General features: G+C 38.3%; 28 protein-coding genes. 2 read left to right on the forward strand and 26 right to left on the reverse strand.

The window, feature by feature from the left end; all coding sequences use genetic code 11:
- Window positions 1-4: 4 nt before the first annotated feature.
- The 26 genes from himD to SOI81_RS09260 form a co-directional block, all read right to left on the reverse strand.
- On the reverse strand, window positions 5-307 hold the full coding sequence (gene himD, locus SOI81_RS09135) for an integration host factor subunit beta (RefSeq protein WP_002121337.1): 303 nt from the start codon (window positions 305-307) through the stop codon (window positions 5-7).
- Window positions 308-463: 156 nt separating this feature from the next.
- Window positions 464-2,137: a 30S ribosomal protein S1 gene (rpsA, locus tag SOI81_RS09140; protein WP_002121348.1), complete on the reverse strand. Its 1,674-nt coding sequence runs from the start codon at window positions 2,135-2,137 to the stop codon at window positions 464-466.
- A gap of 111 nt (window positions 2,138-2,248) precedes the next feature.
- Window positions 2,249-2,929, reverse strand: a complete 681-nt coding sequence (gene cmk / locus SOI81_RS09145) for a (d)CMP kinase (protein WP_016141187.1) — start codon at window positions 2,927-2,929, stop codon at window positions 2,249-2,251.
- Between the two features lie 10 nt (window positions 2,930-2,939).
- Window positions 2,940-3,380: an SRPBCC family protein gene (locus tag SOI81_RS09150; protein ID WP_239968327.1), complete on the reverse strand. Its 441-nt coding sequence runs from the start codon at window positions 3,378-3,380 to the stop codon at window positions 2,940-2,942.
- A gap of 70 nt (window positions 3,381-3,450) precedes the next feature.
- Window positions 3,451-3,954: a tRNA adenosine(34) deaminase TadA gene (gene tadA, locus SOI81_RS09155; RefSeq protein ID WP_320540588.1), complete on the reverse strand. Its 504-nt coding sequence runs from the start codon at window positions 3,952-3,954 to the stop codon at window positions 3,451-3,453.
- A 4-nt stretch (window positions 3,955-3,958) separates the two neighbouring features.
- On the reverse strand, window positions 3,959-5,083 hold the full coding sequence (gene hibch / locus SOI81_RS09160) for an enoyl-CoA hydratase/isomerase family protein (RefSeq protein ID WP_080649467.1): 1,125 nt from the start codon (window positions 5,081-5,083) through the stop codon (window positions 3,959-3,961).
- The gene (ung, locus tag SOI81_RS09165) at window positions 5,080-5,793 is read right to left on the reverse strand and encodes a uracil-DNA glycosylase (RefSeq protein WP_016141191.1); all 714 of its coding nucleotides are present in this window, start codon (window positions 5,791-5,793) and stop codon (window positions 5,080-5,082) included. Before ung ends, hibch begins: the two co-directional genes overlap by 4 nt.
- A 53-nt stretch (window positions 5,794-5,846) precedes the next feature.
- Window positions 5,847-6,443 carry a 6-pyruvoyl trahydropterin synthase family protein gene (locus tag SOI81_RS09170; protein WP_239976057.1) on the reverse strand — a complete coding sequence of 199 codons (597 nt, stop codon included), beginning with the start codon at window positions 6,441-6,443 and terminating at the stop codon, window positions 5,847-5,849.
- 228 nt (window positions 6,444-6,671) lie between these two features.
- A complete protein-coding gene (gene gspK, locus SOI81_RS09175; protein ID WP_239976058.1) occupies window positions 6,672-7,631 on the reverse strand; it encodes a type II secretion system minor pseudopilin GspK in 960 nt (319 codons plus the stop codon).
- A gap of 1 nt (window position 7,632) precedes the next feature.
- Window positions 7,633-8,334, reverse strand: coding sequence for a type II secretion system minor pseudopilin GspJ (gene gspJ / locus SOI81_RS09180; protein WP_239976059.1), 702 nt, complete (start codon window positions 8,332-8,334; stop codon window positions 7,633-7,635).
- A complete protein-coding gene (gene gspI / locus SOI81_RS09185; protein ID WP_239976060.1) occupies window positions 8,334-8,714 on the reverse strand; it encodes a type II secretion system minor pseudopilin GspI in 381 nt (126 codons plus the stop codon). Before gspI ends, gspJ begins: the two co-directional genes overlap by 1 nt.
- Window positions 8,704-9,255: a type II secretion system protein gene (locus tag SOI81_RS09190; protein ID WP_239976061.1), complete on the reverse strand. Its 552-nt coding sequence runs from the start codon at window positions 9,253-9,255 to the stop codon at window positions 8,704-8,706. The genes gspI and SOI81_RS09190 overlap by 11 nt, the downstream gene beginning before the upstream one ends.
- Window positions 9,256-9,261: 6 nt before the next feature.
- Window positions 9,262-9,870 (reverse strand): TetR/AcrR family transcriptional regulator, encoded by a 609-nt coding sequence (locus SOI81_RS09195; RefSeq protein ID WP_016141197.1) that lies wholly within the window; start codon window positions 9,868-9,870, stop codon window positions 9,262-9,264.
- Between the two features lie 36 nt (window positions 9,871-9,906).
- Window positions 9,907-10,680 (reverse strand): TatD family hydrolase, encoded by a 774-nt coding sequence (gene ycfH, locus SOI81_RS09200; RefSeq protein ID WP_224991778.1) that lies wholly within the window; start codon window positions 10,678-10,680, stop codon window positions 9,907-9,909.
- 17 nt (window positions 10,681-10,697) lie between these two features.
- Window positions 10,698-11,039, reverse strand: a complete 342-nt coding sequence (pilZ, locus tag SOI81_RS09205) for a PilZ domain-containing protein (RefSeq protein ID WP_025470317.1) — start codon at window positions 11,037-11,039, stop codon at window positions 10,698-10,700.
- Window positions 11,040-11,049: 10 nt separating this feature from the next.
- Complete coding sequence (gene holB, locus SOI81_RS09210) at window positions 11,050-12,030, reverse strand: DNA polymerase III subunit delta' (protein WP_239976062.1); 981 nt, start codon at window positions 12,028-12,030, stop codon at window positions 11,050-11,052.
- A 13-nt stretch (window positions 12,031-12,043) separates the two neighbouring features.
- Window positions 12,044-12,805, reverse strand: a complete 762-nt coding sequence (gene kdsB, locus SOI81_RS09215) for a 3-deoxy-manno-octulosonate cytidylyltransferase (RefSeq protein ID WP_239976063.1) — start codon at window positions 12,803-12,805, stop codon at window positions 12,044-12,046.
- Window positions 12,806-12,814: 9 nt separating this feature from the next.
- Window positions 12,815-13,825: a tetraacyldisaccharide 4'-kinase gene (gene lpxK, locus SOI81_RS09220; RefSeq protein WP_239976064.1), complete on the reverse strand. Its 1,011-nt coding sequence runs from the start codon at window positions 13,823-13,825 to the stop codon at window positions 12,815-12,817.
- 2 nt (window positions 13,826-13,827) lie between these two features.
- A complete protein-coding gene (gene msbA / locus SOI81_RS09225) occupies window positions 13,828-15,555 on the reverse strand; it encodes a lipid A export permease/ATP-binding protein MsbA (protein WP_016141203.1) in 1,728 nt (575 codons plus the stop codon).
- Window positions 15,552-15,980, reverse strand: a complete 429-nt coding sequence (locus SOI81_RS09230) for an ExbD/TolR family protein (RefSeq protein WP_016141204.1) — start codon at window positions 15,978-15,980, stop codon at window positions 15,552-15,554. Before SOI81_RS09230 ends, msbA begins: the two co-directional genes overlap by 4 nt.
- A 15-nt stretch (window positions 15,981-15,995) precedes the next feature.
- Complete coding sequence (locus SOI81_RS09235; RefSeq protein WP_033849857.1) at window positions 15,996-16,631, reverse strand: MotA/TolQ/ExbB proton channel family protein; 636 nt, start codon at window positions 16,629-16,631, stop codon at window positions 15,996-15,998.
- Between the two features lie 50 nt (window positions 16,632-16,681).
- Complete coding sequence (gene spoOJ / locus SOI81_RS09240; protein WP_239976065.1) at window positions 16,682-17,569, reverse strand: ParB/RepB/Spo0J family partition protein; 888 nt, start codon at window positions 17,567-17,569, stop codon at window positions 16,682-16,684.
- Entirely contained in the window at window positions 17,566-18,348 is a 783-nt protein-coding gene (gene soj / locus SOI81_RS09245; RefSeq protein ID WP_002121458.1) for a ParA family protein, read from the reverse strand. The genes spoOJ and soj overlap by 4 nt, the downstream gene beginning before the upstream one ends.
- A gap of 21 nt (window positions 18,349-18,369) precedes the next feature.
- Window positions 18,370-19,002 (reverse strand): 16S rRNA (guanine(527)-N(7))-methyltransferase RsmG, encoded by a 633-nt coding sequence (gene rsmG, locus SOI81_RS09250; protein ID WP_224991771.1) that lies wholly within the window; start codon window positions 19,000-19,002, stop codon window positions 18,370-18,372.
- 85 nt (window positions 19,003-19,087) lie between these two features.
- Window positions 19,088-19,777 carry an N-acetylmuramate alpha-1-phosphate uridylyltransferase MurU gene (murU, locus tag SOI81_RS09255; protein WP_016141208.1) on the reverse strand — a complete coding sequence of 230 codons (690 nt, stop codon included), beginning with the start codon at window positions 19,775-19,777 and terminating at the stop codon, window positions 19,088-19,090.
- Window positions 19,777-20,790: an aminoglycoside phosphotransferase family protein gene (locus SOI81_RS09260; protein WP_239976066.1), complete on the reverse strand. Its 1,014-nt coding sequence runs from the start codon at window positions 20,788-20,790 to the stop codon at window positions 19,777-19,779. The genes murU and SOI81_RS09260 overlap by 1 nt, the downstream gene beginning before the upstream one ends.
- A gap of 120 nt (window positions 20,791-20,910) precedes the next feature.
- Here SOI81_RS09260 and ostA point away from each other — a divergent pair, with 120 nt between their 5' ends.
- On the forward strand, window positions 20,911-23,349 hold the full coding sequence (ostA, locus tag SOI81_RS09265; RefSeq protein ID WP_320540589.1) for an LPS-assembly protein LptD: 2,439 nt from the start codon (window positions 20,911-20,913) through the stop codon (window positions 23,347-23,349).
- Window positions 23,349-24,659, forward strand: a complete 1,311-nt coding sequence (gene surA, locus SOI81_RS09270) for a peptidylprolyl isomerase (RefSeq protein ID WP_239976067.1) — start codon at window positions 23,349-23,351, stop codon at window positions 24,657-24,659. Before ostA ends, surA begins: the two co-directional genes overlap by 1 nt.
- Window positions 24,660-24,737: the final 78 nt, after the last annotated feature.

Below are 24,737 nucleotides of genomic sequence, written 5' to 3' on the forward strand. Positions count from 1 at the left end.
TTATTTATTTCCCAGATTCGTTTACAGCATCACGAAGGGCTTTTCCGGGTTTGAAATGTGGAACAGCTTTAGCTGCAACTTCAACTGATTTTCCTGTTTTAGGATTGCGACCAACTCTTGGATCACGGTGGTGTAAAGCAAAGCTACCAAAACCACGGATTTCAATTCGATTATCAGTTGATAGTGCTTCTATCATTTGATCAATCATAATTTTAACCGCCTCTTCCACCAAAGGTTCAGCTAAGTGTGGGTTTTTTAGCGCAATGCGTTCAATCAAATCAGACTTATTAAGAGCTTCAGTAGTCATCTACGACCTCGTTATTTATTGCTACTCTATGTCGTTCGATAATAACCTGTTTAAATACAAAACGGTAGCGCAGTATGTTGAATACTAGGCTACCGTTTACAGTAATTTGTATAAAAAGTACAATTCCGTTACATGAAACTGTACTTTGTTAACTTATTACTTCATTTGTGCTTTGATCAAGTCACCAATAGTCTTAGGACCATTGTCTTGACTTGTTGTTGCTGTACGCAAGCTAGCAACTGCTTCTTTCTCTTCAGCTTCGTCTTTCGCTTTGATAGACAAGTTGATAGAGCGAGATTTACGATCAACGTTAATGATCTTCGCTTCAACTTCTTGACCAACTTCTAAGAATTTAGTCGCATCTTCTACGCGGTCACGGTTGATTTCAGAAGCTTTAAGAGTTGCTTCAACTTCGTCAGCTAACTTAACAGTTGCGCCACGAGCATCAACTGCAGTTACAGTACCTTTAACTAAAGCACCACGTTCATTAGCAGCTAAGAAGTCATTGAACGGATCGCTGTTCAATTGCTTAATACCAAGGCTGATACGGTTACCTTCAGCGTCTACAGACAGGATAACAGCTTCAACAGTGTCACCTTTCTTGTAACGACGAATAGCTTCTTCACCTTGCTCGTTCCAAGAGATATCAGACAAGTGTACTAAACCGTCGATACCGCCGTTCAAGCCAATGAAGATACCAAAGTCAGTGATAGACTTGATAGTACCAGATACTTTTTCGCCTTTCTCATGAGCTTTAGCAAACTCTTCCCATGGGTTAGCACGAGTTTGTTTGATACCAAGGCTGATACGACGACGTTCTTCATCAACTTCAAGAACCATAACGTCAACTTCATCACCAATCTGAACAACTTTAGATGGGTGGATGTTTTTGTTAGTGTGGTCCATTTCAGAAACGTGAACTAAACCTTCAACGCCTTCAGCGATTTCAGCGAAACAGCCGTAGTCAGTTAAGTTAGTTACGCGAGCTTTAACGATAGAACCTTTAGGGTAACGGCTCATGATCGCTAACCATGGATCTTCGCCTAATTGTTTAAGGCCTAAAGATACGCGGTTACGTTCACGGTCAAATTTAAGTACTTTAACTGTAACTTCTTGACCAACTTCAACAACTTCTGAAGGGTGCTTGATACGCTTCCAAGCCATATCTGTGATATGTAGAAGACCATCAATACCGCCAAGATCAACGAATGCACCGTAATCAGTAAGGTTTTTGATAGTACCTGTAACTGTTTGACCTTCTTCAAGTTGAGCAAGTAATGCTTCACGGTCAGCTGAAGATTCAGCTTCCATAACAGCACGACGAGATACAACAACGTTATTACGTTTAGCATCAAGTTTGATTACTTTGAACTCTAACTCTTTACCTTCAAGGTGAGTAGTGTCACGGATAGGACGAGTGTCAACTAATGAACCTGGTAAGAATGCACGAACAGGACCGATGTCAACAGTGAAACCGCCTTTAACTTTACCAGAGATAACACCAGTAACGATTTCGCCATCTTCAAAGATTTTTTCAAGTTTAGTCCAAGTTTCAGCACGCTTAGCTTTTTCACGTGATAAAACTGTTTGACCCATACCGTTGTCAAGTGCTTCAACAACTACGTCAACAGTATCACCAACCTGAACTTCAAGTTCACGTTGTTCATTTAAAAATTCAGCACGGTCAACAATGCCTTCAGACTTTAGGCCAGTGTCAACAGTTACCCAGTCGCTATCGATGTTTACAACAACACCTTGGATGACTGCACCCTTTTCAACGTTGAGGTTTAATTCACTTTCTTCAAAGAGGGCTGCAAAAGATTCGGTCATGATATACCTGATAAATTCAGCGGTCTTGGATCAGACAAGGCCGGTTTAGTTAAGTATCAACATAGTCTTTATAGACTGATCAAGCTATGCTTCAACTGATAATTCTATTTACTAAATAGTACGGCTATCGACATAATCAACCATTAACTTAAATACCTGATCGATCGTTAATTCCGAACTATCAATGATATAAGCATCTTTGGCTGGCTTGAGCGGAGCAACTTCTCGCTCCATATCTCTTTTGTCACGCGCCTGTATATTAGCTAAAATGTCGTTTATTTTAGCATCTAGCCCCATACCCTGCAACTGTTTTACTCTTCGCTCAGCACGCGATTCAGCCGAAGCTGTCAGATAAATTTTAGCGTTTGCTTCAGGAAAGATAGATGTTGCCATATCACGACCATCTGCAACTAAACCAGGGTTTTGCGCAAAAGCTCTTTGTCTTTCAAATAACGCTTGTCTAAGCTCTGGAACCACTGCAACTTTTGATGCGTATTCACCAACTCGTTCTGTACGAATTGTTTGAGACACGTCTTCACCATCCAAAAAAACCAAAATCCCTGATGCAGAAGTCTCAAATTTAATATCCAGTTGACGTGCATATTGAATACATTCATCAAGCTGACTATCTAATTTCTCTAATAAATCGTGTTTATGTAATGACAACCCTAACAAACGATATAACGCACCCGAATCAAGTAAATGATATTGATAATGTGCTGCAAGTTTTGCAGCCAATGTTCCTTTACCCGAACCACTCGGACCATCAATAGTAATAATTTGAACTGTCATTGAACTCTCACTAAGAAGCAACTGCTTTAGCTAATCTCGAAAAGCCTAGTGTAATGGCTAGTTTTAGCTGTGCAAGGATTAATTTACTTACCACTGGCGCTTTTGCCGTTAACTCGATGCGGTATGTAACTAAAGTAATATATGGGGTAATTTCAGAAAACTCGATTCTACCTAAATGATGTTTAATCAAAGGATTATCTATTAATTTATATTCAATACTTTTATTTTCTTCAAGCAATGTAATTTCTTCTTTAAGGGGCTTGATTGGACCAAAGCCCATACGTCGAACTGAGCCTAAACCATCAGGTCTTTTAGAATCAGCTGAGTCTTTTACACGCACAACTTGTAAAGGTGCAAAAGCAGTATTATAAGTTGAATGCTTAGAGAGCAAGTTAAATACATCACTAAGAGGGGCATTAAATTCTTTTTTTACGGTAATTACATTACGCATTGAATAGTCCTTATTAAATAGAATCATAGCATTAAAACCGCATTAGTTTGCCATAAGCACATGTTATTTTTTAATCATTTAAGGACGTTTTTTGTTGTTTCTCTTGTCTCTTTTGCTCACGCCTTTGTTTAAAAAAATGACTAAGTTGCTGAGCACATTTTTCTTGCAGACAGCCATTCTGAAATGTAAACCTGTGATTGTAATAACCTTGCTGCAATAACTGGCGTGCACTTACCAAGGAACCTGCTTTAGGTTCGGGTGTGCCAAAAACTACATGTTTGATTCTCGCATGTACTAATGCACCTACACACATCGTGCACGGTTCAAGAGTGACATATAAAGTTGTATCTTCAGGTAATCGATAATTTTCTAATGAGGAACATGCTGCCCGAATAGCTTGAATTTCTGCATGTGCAGTTGGATCTAACAAAGTAATAGGAGCATTATAACCTGCTCCAATTAGTCGATTTTCACTCACCAAAACTGCTCCAACTGGAATCTCTCCCTTTTGAGCAGCTAATTCAGCTTGCTCGTAAGCAAGCTGCATCCAGTATTCATCACTATATTCAGTCATTAGTTTAGGTGATCACACCGTGCTGTCTAAGTAAGGCATTCCAGCTATCTATTGAAGTCACCGGTGGACAATCAGCCAAAATACCTCTTAAGCTTAGATCATCACATTGCTTCCATTCTGGTGATAAGTCTTTATCCACCAAGCGCGCACGAACACCTTCCACAAAGTCAGGATGACGTATTTTCCACTCAGAAATCTGAGCTTCTAAGTCAAAGACCTCATCCCATGAATGTATTTGTTTGCCCCATTGCCATAGTAACCAAGTAATTGCCGCTGTACTAGGAGAACCTTTTTGCAAGTTTTCACTCGCTTGGCGCAACCAATCACTGCTCGCATCGCGCAAACTAACAATCGCTTGATAATCTTGTTCAAAATTGAAACCACGGCAAACGCTATGAATTACATCAAGTGAGTTTTGCAATGGACCTGCTGCAACAGGACGGTGCAAGCTATTTAAAGTATCATCAATTGCTCGAAAATCCCCTGCAGGATAATGAGCCCAATTAATATTTAAAACTTTCTGCAAAACATTATCACGCTGTGCTTCACAAATATGTGTAGCCCAACCGATGCTATATGCTCCAGCAGCTGTCATGATTGAACCAGTTAAACCGGTAAACAAACCTATTGGACCACGATCAGCCAAGAAACGGCTCGCCCCAACATCTGGATATAAACCAATATTAATTTCAGGCATTGCTAAGCGTGAATATGGTGTTACTAGACGAAATGGCGCAGCCATAAACAAGCCTAAACCACCGCCCATCACATAGCCTTCACCCCAAACAACGACTGGTTTAGCATAATTATGTAAGAGTAGATCTAAAGCATATTCCTGTTGGAAGAACTTATTTGCAGTATCTACTTCTTGATTTATAACAAGTTGACGTAATTTTCTAACGTCGCCACCTGCACAAAAAGCTTTTGGTGTAGTTGAATCTAACCAAATTGCTTTAACACGCTCATCATCACGGAAATCTTCAAATACACGCAATAATGCCGTTACGATTGATTCATCTAAAGCATGTAATGATTTAGGACGATTCAAACGTACTATACGCCAGCCATTTTTTGCTTCTTCAACCACCAAGTCCGGGTGATAGTTATTTACATTGGGAGAGTTCATCATGCGTCCAATTGCCAGTCTATGGGCTCAATGCCATGTTGTTTCAAATATTGATTTGTTTTTGAAAACACTTTGCATCCGAAAAACCCCCCTCTATTTGCAGCAAGAGGTGATGGATGAGCGGCTGTTAAAACCAAGTGTTTATCTCTATTTATACGTTGTCCTTTGCGCTGCGCATAAGCACCCCACAAAATAAATACTACATGTTCTCTTTGCTCATTTAAAACATCAATAACTTCATCAGTAAAGGCTTCCCAACCCTGCTTTTGATGCGAAGTCGGCTGTCCAGCTTCAACTGTAAGCACACTATTGAGCAAGAGTACACCTTGTTTAGCCCATTTTGTTAAGTCGCCATGGCGAGGAGCTGGAATACCTAAATCTGTATGTAATTCATGAAAAATATTGCGTAAAGATGGCGGTAATGCAATACCTTTTTGAACAGAGAAACTTAATCCATTGGCTTGATTTGGGCCGTGATATGGATCTTGACCTAAAATCACAACTTTCACTTCAGCCAATGGTGTTGTATTTAAAGCATTAAAGATTTGCTTACTCGGTGGATATATTATTTTTTGAGCTTGTTTCTGTTGAAATAAGAAATCGCGCAAGTTATCCATCTGAGGACTTAATAGAAAAGGTGCTAAAGATCTTTTCCAACTTTCTTCTAATTGAACTTTACTGAGTTTATCTTGCTGTTGCTCAGTTAATTGCATTAATGTCATCCTAGATCAATTTTCAATTCTACAAATACTGTAAGTAATTCGATTTATACTTCGACTTGTAAATCAACTTGAGGATTATTAAATTTAATCCCTGTTTTCAAGTCTTCATACATGCGTGGATTTGCCCACTCTATCTGAATTTGTTCTGAAAAAACAATTCTATCGAGACTTAAAATACCCATTTGTTCGTTTTGAATATCTTCAATAAAGCTTTGAGCATATCCAGTATCAGTCTCATGAACAATAACAGAATACACTTCAACATCACCTTCCCCATTTTGAGTGACTGTTGATTGCAAAACTTGCTGAGCTAGATAAAAGAATATACGTGAAAACTGTTCAGCCGACGGTGAAACTGGTAAAGAAATCCAACGAGCACTAAAAGACTGACATGCATCAATATATTGGGGATCATCTTTTTCCCAAAAACAGATTGCATGGTCAAAGCTATCGAAAAGATCTTTTATTACTCCCTTTAGGAGTCCAAAATCATAAACCATTTGCCCATGATCTAATTTCGAAGCTTTAAGCAATAATTCAACTTTATAGCTATGTCCATGAATTGATCGCTTACAACGATCCGATGTACAGTTACGTACAACATGTGCATTTTCAAACTTAAATAACTTACGAATTAACATGTGCCAAATCGATCATTCCTTCTAAGAACATTATTATAAAGCAAAAGACGAAAATTTCGCACCACTTTTCAATTAGAAACAATTAGCAAAAAGTATGATAAGACTTGTGAAGAAACATTGAAGCTACGCATATAAAAAATTTAGATTTATTCCAATATGTACTCGAGAAAAATTTATAATTACAAACCTCGATATTCCACCAAAAGCAAATAAATTATAAATTTTCAATTAGTTAAAAGGCGCCATATTTCTAGAATATACATAAACCTGCTTATCGCTGCGCATTAAGGCACTTGTAAACTGTCTTTTTCTATTATTCAACACAACCTCAATTTGTGCCTGAAAAAAGCTCGAATTCACATCTAAAAGGCTATTAACTTCAGTTTTCTTTTGTGTATCAACTGCTGAAAAAGCATTCAATTGCCATAATTCATCAATATTTTGAAAGAATTTTAAATTTTGTTGGCGTGATTGAAGTTCTTTTTCTATAGTCCCTAAATCTAATTTTTGATCAATACTCGCTAATACTAATGGTGATGCAGTATTAATATTCACTTTTGTATTTTCAGGTAATGCCGATATGTATGGTGCAATTAAATCATATTTTTTCCCTTCAAAACCTCTTACCAACTTCAACTCTTCAATACGATGAAATTTAGCGTTTGAAGCAAAATAGCCAGGATCAAGGCCTTCATAATAGTTACTTTCTGCTCCCATAGGTCCAGATGGTTCGTCATCTGGATCTTGCCAATCAATAACTGCTTGGCTTAACTCTGCCGGCAAACCTACACGCACAAGCAACCGCTCAAACCAGTTTTTAGCAGCTTCGTTTACCGTACCTTCATTGGTCGTTAAATTGTTCAGATTAAATTTACCTGATTCATCTAGTAAACGTCCCGATACGATTCCATCTTCTATTGGGAAAGGTGGCATCGGTTGTGCCCAGCTTTCCTTTAAATGATCAATACCACCAGCATTATTTGTATCTTGAATTAACAACTCAGAAAAAAAAGCTTCTGCACTTTTTGCATAAAGTAATGACTGATTTTGACGCATCAAATAACCCGTATTTTCCATGGTATTAGTTTGATGCTTTGCAATAGAGGCAGCTAAAATTGTAGCCAAAGCAACCATAATTAAAATGGTTAATAAAGCTACACCTTGCTGATTCTTTTTATATTGCAACATATCACCCTCCTCCTTCTTTGGAGAGCGATGAAACCCCTTGATTCAAACTATAAACCCACTCATAACTTACACCTGCAACCGTGAGTTGTATTTTTATGCCTTTCGGTAACTTTTTAAATTCTTCAGATTTTGTAGGGTCAAGATTAATTTCTGGCCACCTGGTCACTTCTTGCGGTGTCAACACCATAATTTGAAATTGTTCAACTTGGCTCAACAGTGTACTTGATAGAGGCTGTTCTCTATTTGAAGTATTTAAATTACTATATTTAAGACGATAAAGCTTTTTTTGGTCAGGGTCATAGTGATATTCAATACGCTCAAAAGGTGATAATCCTTGCTTTAAAGGGTCAGTAACACCTGCCTTACTAAAACGAAGAACTTGATTATTAAGCTCTAGAGCTGGATGTAATTGCCCGCCTTGATTTGCTGACAAAGGTATAATCTGCAAAGTATCACGCAAAACTTGTTGATAAGCATCTTGTAATTCAAACAACTGCACTTCATGTTGAGTATTACGATCTCGGACCTTTAGTAAATAATCAAAAACCTTCCAACCCAACAGAGACAAAATAGCAAAAATTGCAATCGAAACTAAAAGCTCAACTAAAGTAAATCCTGAGGCACGAATTAATCGAGCACTGCTCGATCGTGCCGCAAGACGAGGAGCTGTGCTTTGAGAGCAAAAATATTTATTTTTTATCATTATTTCGCTTTCATTGGATAATTAAAAAATACCAAGTGGGTAATACCATTTTGAACTTTCCCCTTATCAGAATCATATAAACTAACTTGTACATCTACTTTTTGAACATTTGGACTAATTGTAGATTGCGCAGATTTATCAATCTGCCAAGTCTCGCCTTGAGAAGTCACTTGCTTACTTTGTGTACCTTCAAGCCATTCCTGATTTATTTCCATTAAAGCAACTTCATTCATTGCAACAAACTGTGCTTTTGTTCTAAAAATTGCATTTGAGGTAGATTGAGTATATTGCATGGCTACTTTAGTTAGCGCGACAGCCGCCACTGCAAAAATTGCTAAAGCAACCATCACTTCTAATAGAGTAAAGCCTTTAGATTTCATTTATTTTACCCAAATGATCAATTTGTATTTCTGAACCAATTGGTTTTTGCTCAAAGTAGAACTGGATTTTAACGGTTTTAGCTTCACCATTGCCAAACCAGATTAACTGAGGAGCTTGCCCTCCAATTAAATCGGTATTCGTAGCTTTTGAATAGTTTTGCGTATCTAAAGGTTGTACTGTAAACGATACATGTTTAGGCAGTTGCCGCGTAGTAAATTCTGAATATTTTTGCCAGCGATTTTTTATATCTTGAACCTGTAATTTACTCTGGTCGTGATATTCATACAGTTCATAAGAAAATGGTGAAACGTCGGTTTCGCTGAGAGTGGATAAAGCTAGAACACGAGATTGATCAAGCGACTCTTTACCAATTTTATGTATATCAAGCAAAAATAGCTCTCTTGCTTGCATTGCTTTCTTTTGGTCAACCCCACCAATGTTAAGTACGACAAGTGAAGTCATAATCGTCATAATAACAATCACCACCATCACTTCAATAAGCGTAAAACCTTTTTGGGATTTAGGTGATTGAGTTTTCATATCGACCTAAGCATATTGTTCAACAGCTTGTTTAGGTAAGGCTAATGCCTGATCAATATAAGCCACTCTCAAAGTGTCTCTTGAACCTAAATACCGTTGGTAAAAACTTGAATTGAGAATAGCTGCTGCACCATGAGTTAATGACCAAATAGAAGCCAAATAATCACGAGTTGTCATATTACTTTGAATAGATTCTAAATAATGATCTGTCATACGAATGATAATTCGCAATCGCTGTTTACGGACCTGATAAAGCTCATGAAAAAGATGATGGACACCTTGAGCAGTGATTGAGAGTTTTTCTTCAATTTGGTGAAATAAAACTGTTCGCTCAGGATGATGTAAATGGTGCAACATAAAAAAAGCTAAATGTTCTGGAAAGGCCTTTTCAGTATCTTGAACCATTTCAAGTAACATACGCTCATTACGAATAATCAACAGCATGTACAACTCATCTTTACTTTGAAAGTGTTTGTACAAAGTTCCTTTTGCTAAATCAAGCTCAGCAGCCAGGACATCAAGTGTCATTCCAGCTTCGCCATTTTCTAGCAATAATTGTTCCGCAACCTGAAATATTAATACTTCTCTTGCTCGGAACTGAGCCTGACGATCCATCTTCACGCAATTACTCTCTTATATAGTTTCTATAACCTAAATTGCTTTTAACAAGTTCTCAAAATTTTGTGAGGTGATCATTGCAATTTCCTCAACCGATTTATCATATACATCACTGAGCGCTTTGGCTACATAAGGCACATATTTTGGCTCATTTGTTTTACCACGATATGGAACAGGGGCTAAATATGGACTATCTGTTTCAATTAAAAGACGATCTAGGGGAACCTGCTTAGCTACATCTCTTAGATCTTGCGCGTTCTTAAATGACACAATGCCGGAAAAAGAAATATAATAACCACAATCCAGCACAGCTTTAGCCGTTTCCCAATCCTCAGTAAAACAATGCAGAATCCCATGTGTTGAGTGTTCAGCACGAATAATATCTACCGTATCATGCTTTGCTGAACGGGTATGAACGACAACTGGTTTTTTTACAATTTTTGAAGCCTGGATATGTCTTGCAAAACATGCCTTTTGCTCCTCAATAAAATCTGTACTGTGATAATAATCCAGTCCAGTTTCACCTAAAGCCCATACTTTTTCTGATTGAGCTAAGTCAACTAAATATTCGGTTGTTGCGCGTGCCATAGTATCTACATCTTCACAAGGATGTACGCCGACCGTATAACCAACGTCTTCATGTTTTTTTGCAATTTCTGCTAGTGCAATATGGTCATCTAGATCTACGGAAATTGCCATAAATTTAGACACTCCTTCTGCTCGCGCTGCTGCAAGCGCAAGATCCAGATCACCGTTATAAGGCGTTAAATCCAACATCGTTAAATGGCAATGCGTATCAACAAACACTTTTCTTTCCTATTTAATTACATGGTATAACTTGGGCGGTCTAGAGACATACTACCAGCCAAAACTCGTTCTGCCTCGTTTTTATAGTAAATTCCCTTATCTCCACTCAACTGAATAGCAAAACCTTGAGGTTTAAATCCACTTTGCTTATGGGAGATCCAGATTACTTTACCTGTTAGAGGAATTTTTTGAGACTGCTCAGGCAAAGTTGCCAAAATGAAAATTTCTTGTCCCATCTTTACCTTTTGTTTTGATGGTACGAATAGACCTCCACCTTGCACATACCCCATATAGCTTGCTTGTAAAGTAGCTTTATCAGGAATATTTACCTGAATAATCCCCCCCATTTGCGGCTGCATCATCTTCCCCTTAGATATTCATTAACGTTATAAACAACTGATCTATAATTAGTTGACTTTGTACATTTTGCTCAACAAGCTTTTTTGCTTGTTGTAATTCATTATAAATATTAAATAAGCTTTCTAAATCATAATATGAGCTTAACTGATCAAAATCTAAATCAGTATTTTTCTGTGGTTGATTTAGCTTGACACAAATTAAATCACCCAACAAGTATTCAAAAAGCATTATAAAATCATTAAAACTTAATTCTTTTTGCCATTTGCCAGAGAAAAATAGAGGCATATCTTTTTGAGCAACAATCTTAAGCCAGTCATTTAAGAAAATCTGCCTTTTCGCAAACCAGTCACTTTTAGCAATTTCTATTGCTTGTAAAGGCATATCATTGGATAAACCAAGTAATAAATCTGGTTGTACTTCTGCAATCTCAGATAAATGTTCATTCAAATATGATGTAGCTTGCTCATAGGAGATACGATCCAAAGCAAAATGCTGTAAACGGCTACGAATAGTGGCTGGTAATTTAAGGTAGTGATCAGCCAACAAAATTAAAACAACACGCTCTCCCGGCTCTTCTAAAGTCTTTAGTAAAGCATTTGAGGATGCCAAATTAAGCGCCTCAGCAGGTTCAATCACAATAACGCGCCAACCTTCTCCCGTTTGTTGTACGAAAGGTAGTAAGTCACGTATCTTTTCTATTTTAATTTTTGCATTCTGCTTTTTATTTTCTTCATCCGTTGTGATATGAACATAATTGGGATGAGTGTCTGATTTTAGCCATTGGCAACTGCTACATTCCCCACAAGGGCCTTGCGCCTGCTTATTTAAACAAAGCACCCACGCTAAAAAATGCTTAGCAAAAGCATGTTTCCCACACCCTTGCTTGCCGTAAAATAAGAGGCCATGTCCAATATTGGGAAACCTTGTAGTCAAGGTATCCCATGTTGTTTGCTGCCAAGGATAAACCTTTGAAGTTACATTCGGATTCATTAAAAATTAACGCTTATTCAAAAGATTCAACAGGCATATTATTTAAGCGATCAAGATCAGCTTGTGTGTCCACACCGGGTGGTAAATTTGCTTCGGCTACAGCGATTGCAATTCGATGACCATTTTCTAAAACACGTAATTGTTCAAGACTCTCAAGCTTTTCAAGTTTACCCATATCCCATGTTACATACTCTTGTAATAAGTTCACTCGATAAGCATACAAACCTAAATGACGAAATGCTTGTGTATGTAAAGTCGGTTCAGCCTGCTTAGCCCCATCTCGATCATAAGGAATAGTTGCACGGCTAAAATATAATGCTTCATTTTGTTTAGACATGACTACTTTTACAATACTGTCCCGCTGAAACTCATCTAAGGTATGAATCGGCTCACACAACGTAGACATTGAACAATTTGGTTTATCTACCAAAAGTTTCGCAACTTGTTGGACAAGTTGAGCTGGCAACAAAGGTTCATCACCTTGAACATTTACAATAATATCGTCTGCATCCCAGCCTTTAATACGAGCAACTTCACTTAAACGATCTGTTCCTGAAGGATGATCCGAACTCGTAAGAACTACATCAACTCCATCTGCACGGCAAATCTCAGCAATACGCTCGTCATCTGTTGCCACACACAGATCATCAAAACCTTCGACTTTTTTTGCCTGATCCACTACACGTAAAATCATAGGACGGTTATGAATAAGCAACAATGGTTTACCTGGCAAACGCGAACTTGAGAAGCGTGCTGGAATGACGATGTGTTTCATTTTTTCTACCTAAGATAATTGAATATCAAGTTCTTGCAATTGCTGTTTTAAAACCTGATAACACTGTGGAGACAGGACGGCTTTAACAGGAACCACCCAAATAGACTGTTTAAATTCAGGATGCTTTTCAAGTAATGCTAATAATTTAACCGCATCTTTTTCAGTTGTAACAAGCGGCAGGTCATCATTAAAAATCAAATCATTAATTGTGTAATCATGATGGTCACGAAATGCGTGTTCTTGAAATTGTTTCAGACCCAAATCTTTAAGTGTTTGATAAAAGCGTTGAGGAAAGCCAATACCGACTACAGCGTGATAACTATTCTCAGGATTGAAATTGGGTTTAGAATTAGACAAAGGATTGAGTAAATATGGCTGTCCTACCTCGAGGTGCATATTTAATTCTGTAACGGGTTTATAAGTATGCTCAATCACCGTTCCTGTTTCTAAACGCTCAACAGGTTCGCGTAAATAGCCTTCGGGTAATAATTTTTTATTACCTAGACCACGATTTTGATCGAGTACAATCCACTCTATTTGCCGTCCTAATGCCCAATGCTGTAGCCCATCGTCACTGATAATCAAATCTATTTCTGATGACTTAAGCAATAGCTCTATAGCAGCCTGCCGATTAGGACCCACCGCCATTGGTACACTTGTAGCCTGAACAATTAATGCAGGCTCATCTCCGACCTGAGCGACTTGTGCTCCTGAGGTAACTAACATGGGAAAAGGACCACTACCCCCATACCCCCGACTAATTACCCCCACTTTTACATTATGCTGCTGTAGATAATTCACCAGTTGTATTAATAATGGGGTCTTCCCACTTCCTCCCACTGTAATATTACCTATAACCATCACAGGCACAGGTGCTTTATAAACCGGCTTAAAACCTGAATGATAAAGATTACGATTGAATAGAAACCCAGCACGATACAAGCAAGATAATGGACGTAAAGCAACCAACCAACTTGATTGCTTATTCCATGCATTTTGGATTAGCTGGGCTAATGACATGCTTAGTTATCCTCGAAATTACGTTGATGTAATTGATAATAAGCACCATGTTTTGTGAGGAGTTCTTGGTGAGTACCTTGTTCAACAATTTGCCCTTGATCCATCACTACAATACGATCAGCATTTTCAATTGTTGATAAACGGTGAGCAATAACAATAGTTGTACGGTCTTGCATCGCTTCATCAAATGCTTGCTGAATAAAATGTTCAGATTCATTATCTAGAGCGCTTGTAGCTTCATCTAAAATTAAAATTGGAGCATTCTTTAAAATAGCTCGAGCAATAGCAATTCGCTGGCGTTGTCCACCTGATAAGTTTAGGCCTTGTGCACCCAAGACAGTATCATAACCATTTGGTAAATTCATAATAAAGTCATGTGCATATGCAGCTTTTGCAGCAGCATGAATTTCCTCGTCTGAGGCACTCTGCAACTGACCATAAGCAATATTTTCACGAACAGTACGGTTAAATAATACAACTTGCTGATTTACCATTGCGATTTGTGTACGCAGACAAGAAAGATCAATGTCATTAATTGGCACACCATCTAAATAAATTTGCCCACTTGATACCTCTTGAAAACGTACCAACATGTTAACCAATGAGCTTTTACCAGCACCTGAACGACCAACTAACGCTACAGTTTGACCAGGAAGAATATCTAGAGAGAAATCTTTAATTGCTTGTACGCCATCAGCATAATTTAATGCCACATGATCAAAACGAATCGCACCATTTAATTTAGGTTTCAAATGACCATTATTTTGCTCTTCAGGCAAATCTAATAATTCAAAAACAGAGTGAGCTGCCGCTAAACCGCGTTGTAACTTTTCATTAACATCAGTCAAGTTTTTAACTGGCTTTGCTAACAAACCAGCTGCTGTAATGTAAGCTACAAATTCACCAGCACTCGTACTACCCAAAATTTGTGGACGTAAAGCTAACCATACAATAAGGGCCATAGCACAAGCCATCACCACCTGAACCACTGGACTATTCAGGTTTTGCACAATTACCATTTTCAGACCACGCTTTAAGTTTTCTTCCGATGACTTATAGAATCGTGCTTGTTCAGATTCCTCACCTGCAAAACTTTTTACTACCGCATTACCATTAATACTTTCTTGGACAACATGGTTCACATCGCCCATCGTATCTTGGACTTGTAAAGAAAGCTTTCGCATTCGTTTTGAGGCTTTACGTACCAATATGCCAATGACTGGTAAAAATACAAAAATACATAACGTAAGGCGCCAATTGGTATAAAACAGATAACCTAATAGCCCAAGGGTAATCATTCCATCCCTAACGATGGTTCTTAATGATTCCGAAGAAGCTGCTGTTAGCTGCTCAACGTTATACATAATCTTGGCAGTAATATGACCAGATGAATTATCTAAGTAATATTGTGCAGGTAATCTTAAAAGCTTGGCATAAACTTCTTGTCGAATACTAAAAACCAGACTACGTGAAATCACCGCAGTATAGTAACCGCCCATAAAAAGGCCTAAACCACGGAAAAAAACTAATAAAATGATTAATAATGGGAACCAATCCAAATCAGCTCTGCTGCTGTGTTGGATTGCATCAATAATAAATTTAATCAATTTAGCAACGGAAACTTCTGTTGCTGAGTTAATACCGAACCCGATAAGAACTAATAAGGCCACGCCCCAATAAGGTTTTAAATAGGCAATGAGACGCAAATAAACCTTAAAATCTTGATTCACTCAGAAAAACCTCTAGAAGGAACTTTGGTACTAATATTGATGTTAACAAAACCGAGTTGTCCTGCTACATCCATAACGCGAATTACATCCTGATGAGACGCTTTAGCATCCGCAGCAATGATGAACATAAAATCACGGCGCTCTTGAGCAACTTGCTTAATCGCAGTACTCAGATCAGCAACCTCTTTAGACGAAAGTGCCTGACCATTTACAGCATAATGACCAGCAGAGTCTACCACGACTTCAATTTTCTGATCGTACTGTTTTGGTGGAACACCTTGTGCATCTGGTAACGTTAAATTGATGCGACTTGGCTGATTAAAAGTAGTCGACAGTAATAAAAAAACCAAAATGAACAGCAAACAATCAATCATGGGCGTTAAATTGATATGAATGTCTTCGACCTGAGAACGTTTAAATTTCATCTGGTTATTCACCCATTACCCAACACGACGGTGTTCTGCTATAGACGATGAACGTTTATAGAATAATGAGGCATGAAATAAAGTCGATTGCTGTTCGAGTTCAGCCACATAATCTTGGACCACTCTCTGGAAATAGCGATACGCGATTAAAGCTGGAATCGCAATTAACATTCCCACAGCTGTGGTAATAAGCGCCTTAGAGATACCTGGAATCATTAAACTTGGGCTACCAGCCGATCCAAAATCAATCACAAGGAATGATTCAATAATCCCAACTACCGTACCCAACAACCCGAGTAAAGGTGCCACTGCACTCAAAGTTCCTAAGAAATTAATATTTTTTTCTAAATAAGAAATTTCTTGAGAAGCTGCCACTTCCATTTGGGCACGTGCAAATTGCTCACCATGCTCACGATGATCAAAACCTGCTTTTAAAATGTGAGCCAATGCGCTGTTTTGCACTTCTACATTTTGTTCCAAATTTTCCACAATATCTTCAGTTCTTAAAGAACTATCATCAATTAATGCTTTGGGTAGAACTTGTGAACGTCTTAACCGAACAAAACGCTCAATACTGATCGCAACAGTTAAAATCGAGCATAGAATTAAAGGCAGCATTAACCAGCCACCCGCTCTCACAAGTTCCCACATATCTTCTTCCCCAAGAATATAAAATTAGAAATATATGACCCAAATGCAAATTAATCAGGCAAACAAATATTTAAAATACCATCCAACTCATCTAAGGTATGATAATGAATAACAAGCTTACCCTTACCTTTTTGATTGTGATCAATTTTTACATTAGCACCAAAACGCTCTGATAATTTTTGCGTTAATTGCTCAATATCTGGTGCTACAGGTGCTTTTTCCTTCTCCTGTTTAGGTTCACTTCTATCACGCACCAATTGCTCTGTTTGACGAACAGATAAACCTTTTTCAATTACAATTTTAGCAACGTCTAATTGATCTTTACCTTTTAAAGTCAAGATAGCTCGAGCATGCCCCATATCAAGTAGACCTTGCTGCATGAAGTCTTTAATTTCATCCGCCAAACTTAACAAACGTAGTAAATTACTTACTGTAGTACGTGCTTTTCCTACCGTGTCAGCAATTTCTTGGTGGCTTAAGCCAAATTCATCATGGAAGCGTTGTAAAGCTATTGCTTGATCAATCGGGTTTAAGTCTTGACGTTGAATATTCTCAATGAGTGCTAAAGCAATAGCAACTTGATCATTTAAATCACGAACAATTGCAGGAATTTCAGTTAAACCTGCAAGTTGTGCAGCACGCCAACGACGCTCACCAGCAATGATTTCGTACGGATGTGCTTCATCATCCACTGGACGAATGACAATAGGTTGCATCACTCCATGTTTTTCAATAGAAGATGCTAATTCTTGTAAATCGTGCTCATGAATAAAACGACGCGGCTGATATTCACCACGTTTTAATAAATTTACATCAATTTGCTTCAACTGTCCGTGGTCAAGCGCCTGTGCTTCAAGTTGTAATTTTTCTTTTTGAATTGAACCAAGTAATGCATCTAAACCACGTCCTTTAGCCAATCCGCGTTTTTTGATGCTCATACTTTACTTCCTTTCTTCACTTTACTTTTCTTTAACATCTCAGCCGCAAGATTTAAGTATGCAACTGCACCTTTAGAACTTTTCTCAAAATAGATCACAGGTAAACCATGTGCTGGCGCTTCTGCTAAGCGGACATTACGTGGAACAACAGTATCATAAAGTTTTTTGCCGAAATACTGTTCTAGCTCTGCAGATACATCACGTGTTAAGGCATTTCGTGCATCGTACATTGTACGTAATACACCAATAATTTCTAAATCAGGATTTAATGCTTTTTGAATTCGATCAATGGTCTGGGTTAAATCAGCTAAACCCTCTAGCGCATAATATTCGCACTGCATTGGAATAATTACACTATCTACAGCCGCTAAAGCATTGACTGTAATTAAACTCAAGCTTGGAGCACAATCCACAATAATAAAATCAAATGAGTTTCTAATTTCATTCAAAGCATTTTTTAAAATGAACTCACGGCCCTCTTGCTCTGCAATAGCAAGTTCAACACCTGAAAGCTCACGATTAGAACCTAAAACTTTATATCCAACTTCAGCTTTTTGAATAGCTGTTTCAATTGGCACTTCACCAAGTAGTACATCCGTAATTGAATACAAAAGATCGTTCTTTTGAATACCGGACCCCATCGTAGCATTACCCTGTGAATCCATATCTACAAGTAATACACGTTTCTTTAATACAGCTAGAGACGCTGCAAGATTTACTGCAGTCGTTGTTTTACCAACACCACCCTTTTGGTTTGCAATCGCAATAATTTGAGCCATGGTAACCCTAATACTTTTTATTTAAATACGTTGAAGTAAAAGTAAATGACGTTGTTCATCAAGTCTTGGTACATTCAGCTCAATCACTTTACATGAAAAGTCTGGCTTAAGCTGCTCAATTTCCTCAACCGGCACAACTCCTTTCATTGCTGCAATAATACTGCCCTGATGTAAGTATGGCTGAGCTGCATCTACAAAATCCGTTAAAGAAGCAAAAGCACGGCTTGTGATGACATCAAACTGTCCAAGCTCATCAATTGTATCTTGGTTCTCAACACGTGTTTGTACTGCCACAACATTGCTCAATTTAAGATCAGCAATAAATTGTTTCAAAAAACGGATTTTTTTACCATTTGAGTCAAGTAGCACACAGTTACGTTCTGGCTGACATAATGCAATGATCATGCCTGGCATACCACCACCAGTACCAACATCGAGTAATCGACCTTCTGGCAAATCTTTCAAAATACTTAAGCTATCCAACAAATGCTTCACTAACATTTCTTTCGGATCGCGAATTGCTGTCAGATTATATGCTTTGTTCCAAAGCACTAATGCATCCTGATACTTCAACAAGAGCGTCAATGCTTCGTCGCTTAAGTTCAGGCCTAATGCCTGACTACCTTGCTTTAATTCTTGGAAAAAAGGATGCATAGCTGCAAGTCATCTCAAAAAAATTTGCCAAAGTATACCGATTTCTATAAATCGGCACAGTATTTACCGCTTAGCGATTATTCAGTTAATCGTATAAGCCCTGCTTAATTTGCTGATCTAGTTGATTTAAACGCTCAGGCGTTCCCACATCAACCCAATTTGCATGCATTTTCTCAGCACTAATCCGATGTTCCAACATGGCTTGTTTTAACAAAGGCGCAAGTGGACGCTTACCATTTTCGAGCCCTAAGAACATGTCTGGAGAAAGAATTGCAATACCACTATAGGTAAAAGCAGCTCCATTTTGTTCTTGCTCAAAGGTATAAGCTAAACCATTAGACAGAACAAAATCACCTTTCAAATGCTGAGGAGGATTATCAACCAATACTAAATGGCCTAATTTATCACCTAATTGAACATTTAAAAGAGGAGCAAAATCCATCGTAGTCCAAACATCTCCATTCACCAAAATAAATGGATCGTTTCCTAAAAGAGGTAATGCATTGATAATTCCGCCAGCCGTCTCTAGGCCTTCACCTTCATGAGACCATAAAATTTTGACCCCAAATTGAGAACCATCACCCAATGTTGAAGCAAGTTTTTCACCTAACCATGCAGTATTAATAACGATTTCAGTTACACCAATTTTTTGTAACTTTTCAATATGCCATACGATTAATGGTTTACCACCTACTTCAAGTAAAGGCTTAGGCGTATGTAAAGTCAAAGGACGCATACGATTGCCCAAGCCAGCAGCAAGAATCATTGCTTTCATTATGCTGCTACCTCATAGCTACCATATTTCTCGATAAATTTAGGCATCACTATGTTATTCATAAACACCATAAACTCTTCAAGTTCAGCGTAACCACGACTTTCTTCAAGTAAATACCACATGACACGTGGCAAATCCTTCAAATAACCAGACTTACCATCACGTTCAAATAAACGAACGAAGATGCCTAAAATTTTAATATGGCGTTGAATAGCCATTAAATCTGCATCACGTTTAAATTGATCAAAACTGCGGTTTTGTTTAGTCGACTCTGGTAATAGGTCATAAAACACTTTAAACCATTGATAAACACGTTCAGCATTCCATTGAACATATGCATCACGAGTAATCGAAATTAAGTCATATGTATCAGCACCAATAACAGCATCCTGAAAGTCGATGACCCCCAACTCTTGCTCATTGGTAATTTTCATCAAATTACGGCTATGAAAATCTCGATGTACGATCACTTGCGGTTGGGCTAACGCGGCACGAGCTAAGAAATCAAACGCATCATCAATCGTTTTTTTATGCTCAACAGTCGGCTCAATAGCAAGCGATGGCAGCATCCAATCTGTGAGTAGCTGCATTTCCGACATTAATTTTTCGTAGGAATACGCTGGGAACTGACTAGCACCATCTATAGACTGCAACTGAATAAGCTGCTTGAAACTTTGTTCATAATATTTATCAACTGTTTCGTCAGTTAATAGTGTCGATAAAAGTACATCACCAAAGTCTTCCAATAACAGAAAACCTTGAGTCAAATCTTTTGCGATGATCTGAGGTACACGCACACCATGACCTGCAAAAAATTCGTCAATGGTCACAAACGGAACACAGTCTTCTTTTTCTGGAGGGGCGTCCATGAGCATATAAGTTTTATTTTGTAACTCGATACGCGCATAACGGCGGAAGCTTGCATCACCTGCTAAAAAAGCGATCTTAAATTGATCATTTTCCAGAACAGATGTAAGCCATGTATATATCAATTGTTCACGTTGTGTATTCATTTGCAATAAAATCTAAAACAAGCTGAGATTTTTGAAGGGTTAAGTGTAGCCACTTATAAACTTTTTCTCTATGATGCGACAATAATTAATTGTGAATTAGCATACTTGGTTAATGAGACAATGAAGCATCAGTTTAAATTTAATCCTTTAGCGACAGCTATTTTTACGCTCTTATGTGGCTCCATACAATCAAGTTATGCTGAGTCAACTGATGTTGTCTCCAATATAGACAATAATCAACTTAAAGCGAGCATCAAGGAAGCTTACCCAGGCCAAGAGTTTTTTCAGCAATACTATGTTGATAAATCTGCACCTGAAGCTCAGCTTCGTGGCAATAAATATTTAAGCTCGGCATTTTGCCAAGGTACATGGGTTACACCGATTAACCCTGAGACAAAAGCTTTAGATGCCGACAAAGCGACTTCTGTCGTTACGGCTAACTACGGACATTACAATCCAGCGGGTGATTCTGTTTTAGAAGGTGATGTCGTTATTGATCAGGAAGGACGCACCGTTCGCGCTGACAAGGTAACGATTGATAAAACCCAAACCTTTGCACATGCACAAGGTCGAGTACAGTTAGCTCAAGGCGGGTTACTTTCACAGAGTGATGAAATTAATTACAACCTAAAAACCCAAACCGGGAATTTAGATAATAGTTTTTATATTTCTGAGCAACAACACGCCCATGGTCATGCAGGAAAAATCGAAAGAACCTCACCAAATGTTATGGTTCTTAATGATGCAACCTATACAACATGCCCACCCGGCCAAAAACCGGGCTGGAAAATCCAAGCAAATAAAATTGAGTTAAATCAGGAAACTGGACGCGGTGTAACTCGCGGGACAAAACTATATGTTAAAGATGTTCCGGTTCTAGCTGTTCCCTACTTTAACTTCCCAATTGACGACCGCCGTACTACCGGTATTCTCAACCCACAGTTTGGTTTCTCAAACGATGGTGGTGTTGAACTTTCTGTTCCGGTCTATTTAAACCTTGCCCCTAACTATGATCTGACACTTACTCCACGTTATTTAGCAGATCGTGGTGCAATGTTAAAAGGTGACTTCCGTTATTTAACCGACGGCTTTGGCGCGGGTGAAATGTGGGGTGGCATCTTGCCATCTGACAAAGGTTATGACGATAAAGATCGTAAAGATTTCCATTTTTTACATAACTGGGAAATTAACGATCAGTGGTCTACCAACCTTGAATATAACTATGCATCAGATAAAGATTATTTCTCTGACTTAGATAGTAGCCCTAACTCTAAAACAGATCTTAACTTACGTAGAGCATGGGAACTTAACTATCAACATGGTATTCCGGGTTTAAAAGCACAGCTTAAAGTCGAAGATTTCCAGACGCTTGACCCAGAAGTTGCAGATGCAGATAAACCTTATGCACGATTGCCGCAATTCTTATTAAATTACGTCACTGGCAATCCATTAGGCTTACAATACGAATTTAACAACGATACCGCTTACTTTAAGAAATCGATTAATGATGGCTCTGCTCAAGAAAGTAGTGGTACACGTATTTATAACCAGTTCGCAACACGTTATAACTACCGTACACCAGCAGCTTTTGTGATTCCTGAAGTTTCAGTACGTTCTATTCAAACGTTTTATGATAAGGACAGTATCGCATCTCAAGGTTTAGATGGCGGTTCTGAAAATAAATCAGTCATTGTGCCACAATTTACTTTGGATACTGGACTGAATTTTGAGCGTGATGGTAAGTACTTACAAACACTTACACCACGTGCTTTCTACGCATATGCGCCATACAAAAATCAGGATGGCTACCCTAACTTTGATTCGACAAGTGCGTCAATTAGTTATGATCAGTTATTTAATCCATACCGTTTTTATGGACATGACCGCCTTGAAGACAATAACTTCTTATCATTAGGTGTAAGTTACAGCCTCTTCGATACAGTAGGTTTAGAGCGTTTACGTGCAAGTGTTGGTCAAAGTTATTATTTCGAAGATCGCCGTGTCACTTTAAAACAGCAAGATGAATTTGACACCGAGCGTAATACTGGCCCTGTTGTTAGCCTATCTAGCCAACTTAATCAAAACTTCACTATTGCGGCTAACTCAGCATGGATGTCGAATGGCGACAACGCTCAACGTGATTTCCAACTTTACTATACTGGTGACAAAGGAAATCTATACAACTTAGGCTATTTCTATCGTAAAGACATTCCTGGCCGTCAAGATACTTACGACCAAGTTGTTGCATCCTTTATACAACCAATTAAAGACAATTGGCGTATTATGGGCCACGTACAATATGACATGGACAATGATGTTGCTCGTGAACTCTTACTAGGAGTTAACTATGAGTCATGTTGCTGGGGTATTTCTGTCTACGGCCGCTCGTATTATAACGATCTAGACGATCCAAAATCTCCAGATGTTAGTGAAAAGCGCGCGATCATGGCTGAAGTTACACTAAAAGGTTTAGGTGGTTTAAACAATAAACTCGCGTCTTTACTTGAAAATCGCGTTTTAGGTTTTAACAAAATTAATCAATCTTGGACACAACGTTAATGAAGACAAAGCATCTTAAACAGTTTTTTAAAGCAACTACACTTGCTGCCCTAATCTCTTCATCAATGCATAGTTTTGCCCAACCCGCTGATGAAGTTGTGGCAATTGTGGACAATAGCGTAATTTTAAAAAGCGATCTTCAACAAGGTATGGCTGAAGCAGCTCATGAACTGCAAGCACAAAAAAAAGAAGTTCCACCTCAGCAATATTTACAGTTTCAGGTATTGGATCAATTAATTTTGCGTCAAGCACAGCTTGAGCAAGTTAAAAAATATGGCATCAAACCTGATGAAAAGAGCTTAAATGAAGCTGTACTCAAAGTAGCTAGTCAATCTGGGTCTAAAAGTTTAGAAGCTTTCCAGCAAAAACTAGACGCTATGGCTCCAGGGACTTATGAAAGTTTACGTAGTCGAATCGCTGAAGATCTAGCGATTAGCCGTTTACGTCAACAACAAGTCATGTCTCGTATTAAAATCAGTGATCAAGATGTAGAGAACTTCTTAAAATCCCCTCAGGGACAAGCTGCGTTAGGCAACCAAGCACATGTGATTCATATGCGTATTTCTGGTGATAATGCACAGGAAGTTCAATCTGTAGCTCAAGAAGTGCGTTCAAAGCTTGCACAAAGTAATGACATAAATGCATTAAAGAAACTTTCAACCACAAATGTAAAAGTTGAAGGTGCTGATATGGGTTTCCGTCCACTGTCTGATATTCCTGCTGAACTTGCTGCCCGCATTACTCCATTACAAGATGGTCAAACAACTGACTTAGTATCGGTACGTGATGGTGTGCATGTTTTAAAGCTTCTTGAACGTAAACAAAATGAGCAAAAAGCTTTAGTACCTCAATTTCAAACTCGCCACATTCTTATTCAACCATCTGAAGTAGTGAGTCCTGAGAATGCCAAGCAAATTATTGATAACATCTATAAACGCTTAAAAGCTGGTGAGGATTTTGCAACCTTAGCTGCAACCTATTCAAATGATACAGGCTCCGCACGTGATGGCGGAAGTTTAGGCTGGGTAACACCTGGAATGATGGTGCCTGAATTTGATAAAAAAATGCAGGAGATTTCTGTAGGTCAGATTAGTGAACCATTCCAAACTCAATTTGGTTGGCATATCTTACAAGTGACAGACAAACGCGAAAAAGATATGACTCATGAATATCAAGTGCGTATGGCACGTCAGATTTTAGGTGAACGTCAATTTAACACCGAAATTGATAGCTGGTTACGTGAAGTACGTGCAAATGCGTATGTAGAAATCAAAGATCCAAGTCTAGATAAAAAGAATTTACAAAAGTAAGTTCTTCTCTTGTCATAAAAAAACCTGTGTTTATCACAGGTTTTTTTATGAATGAAATTTACCCAATAAAAAAACCGG

Source organism: Acinetobacter pittii (assembly GCF_034067285.1).
Classification (GTDB): domain Bacteria; phylum Pseudomonadota; class Gammaproteobacteria; order Pseudomonadales; family Moraxellaceae; genus Acinetobacter; species Acinetobacter pittii_E.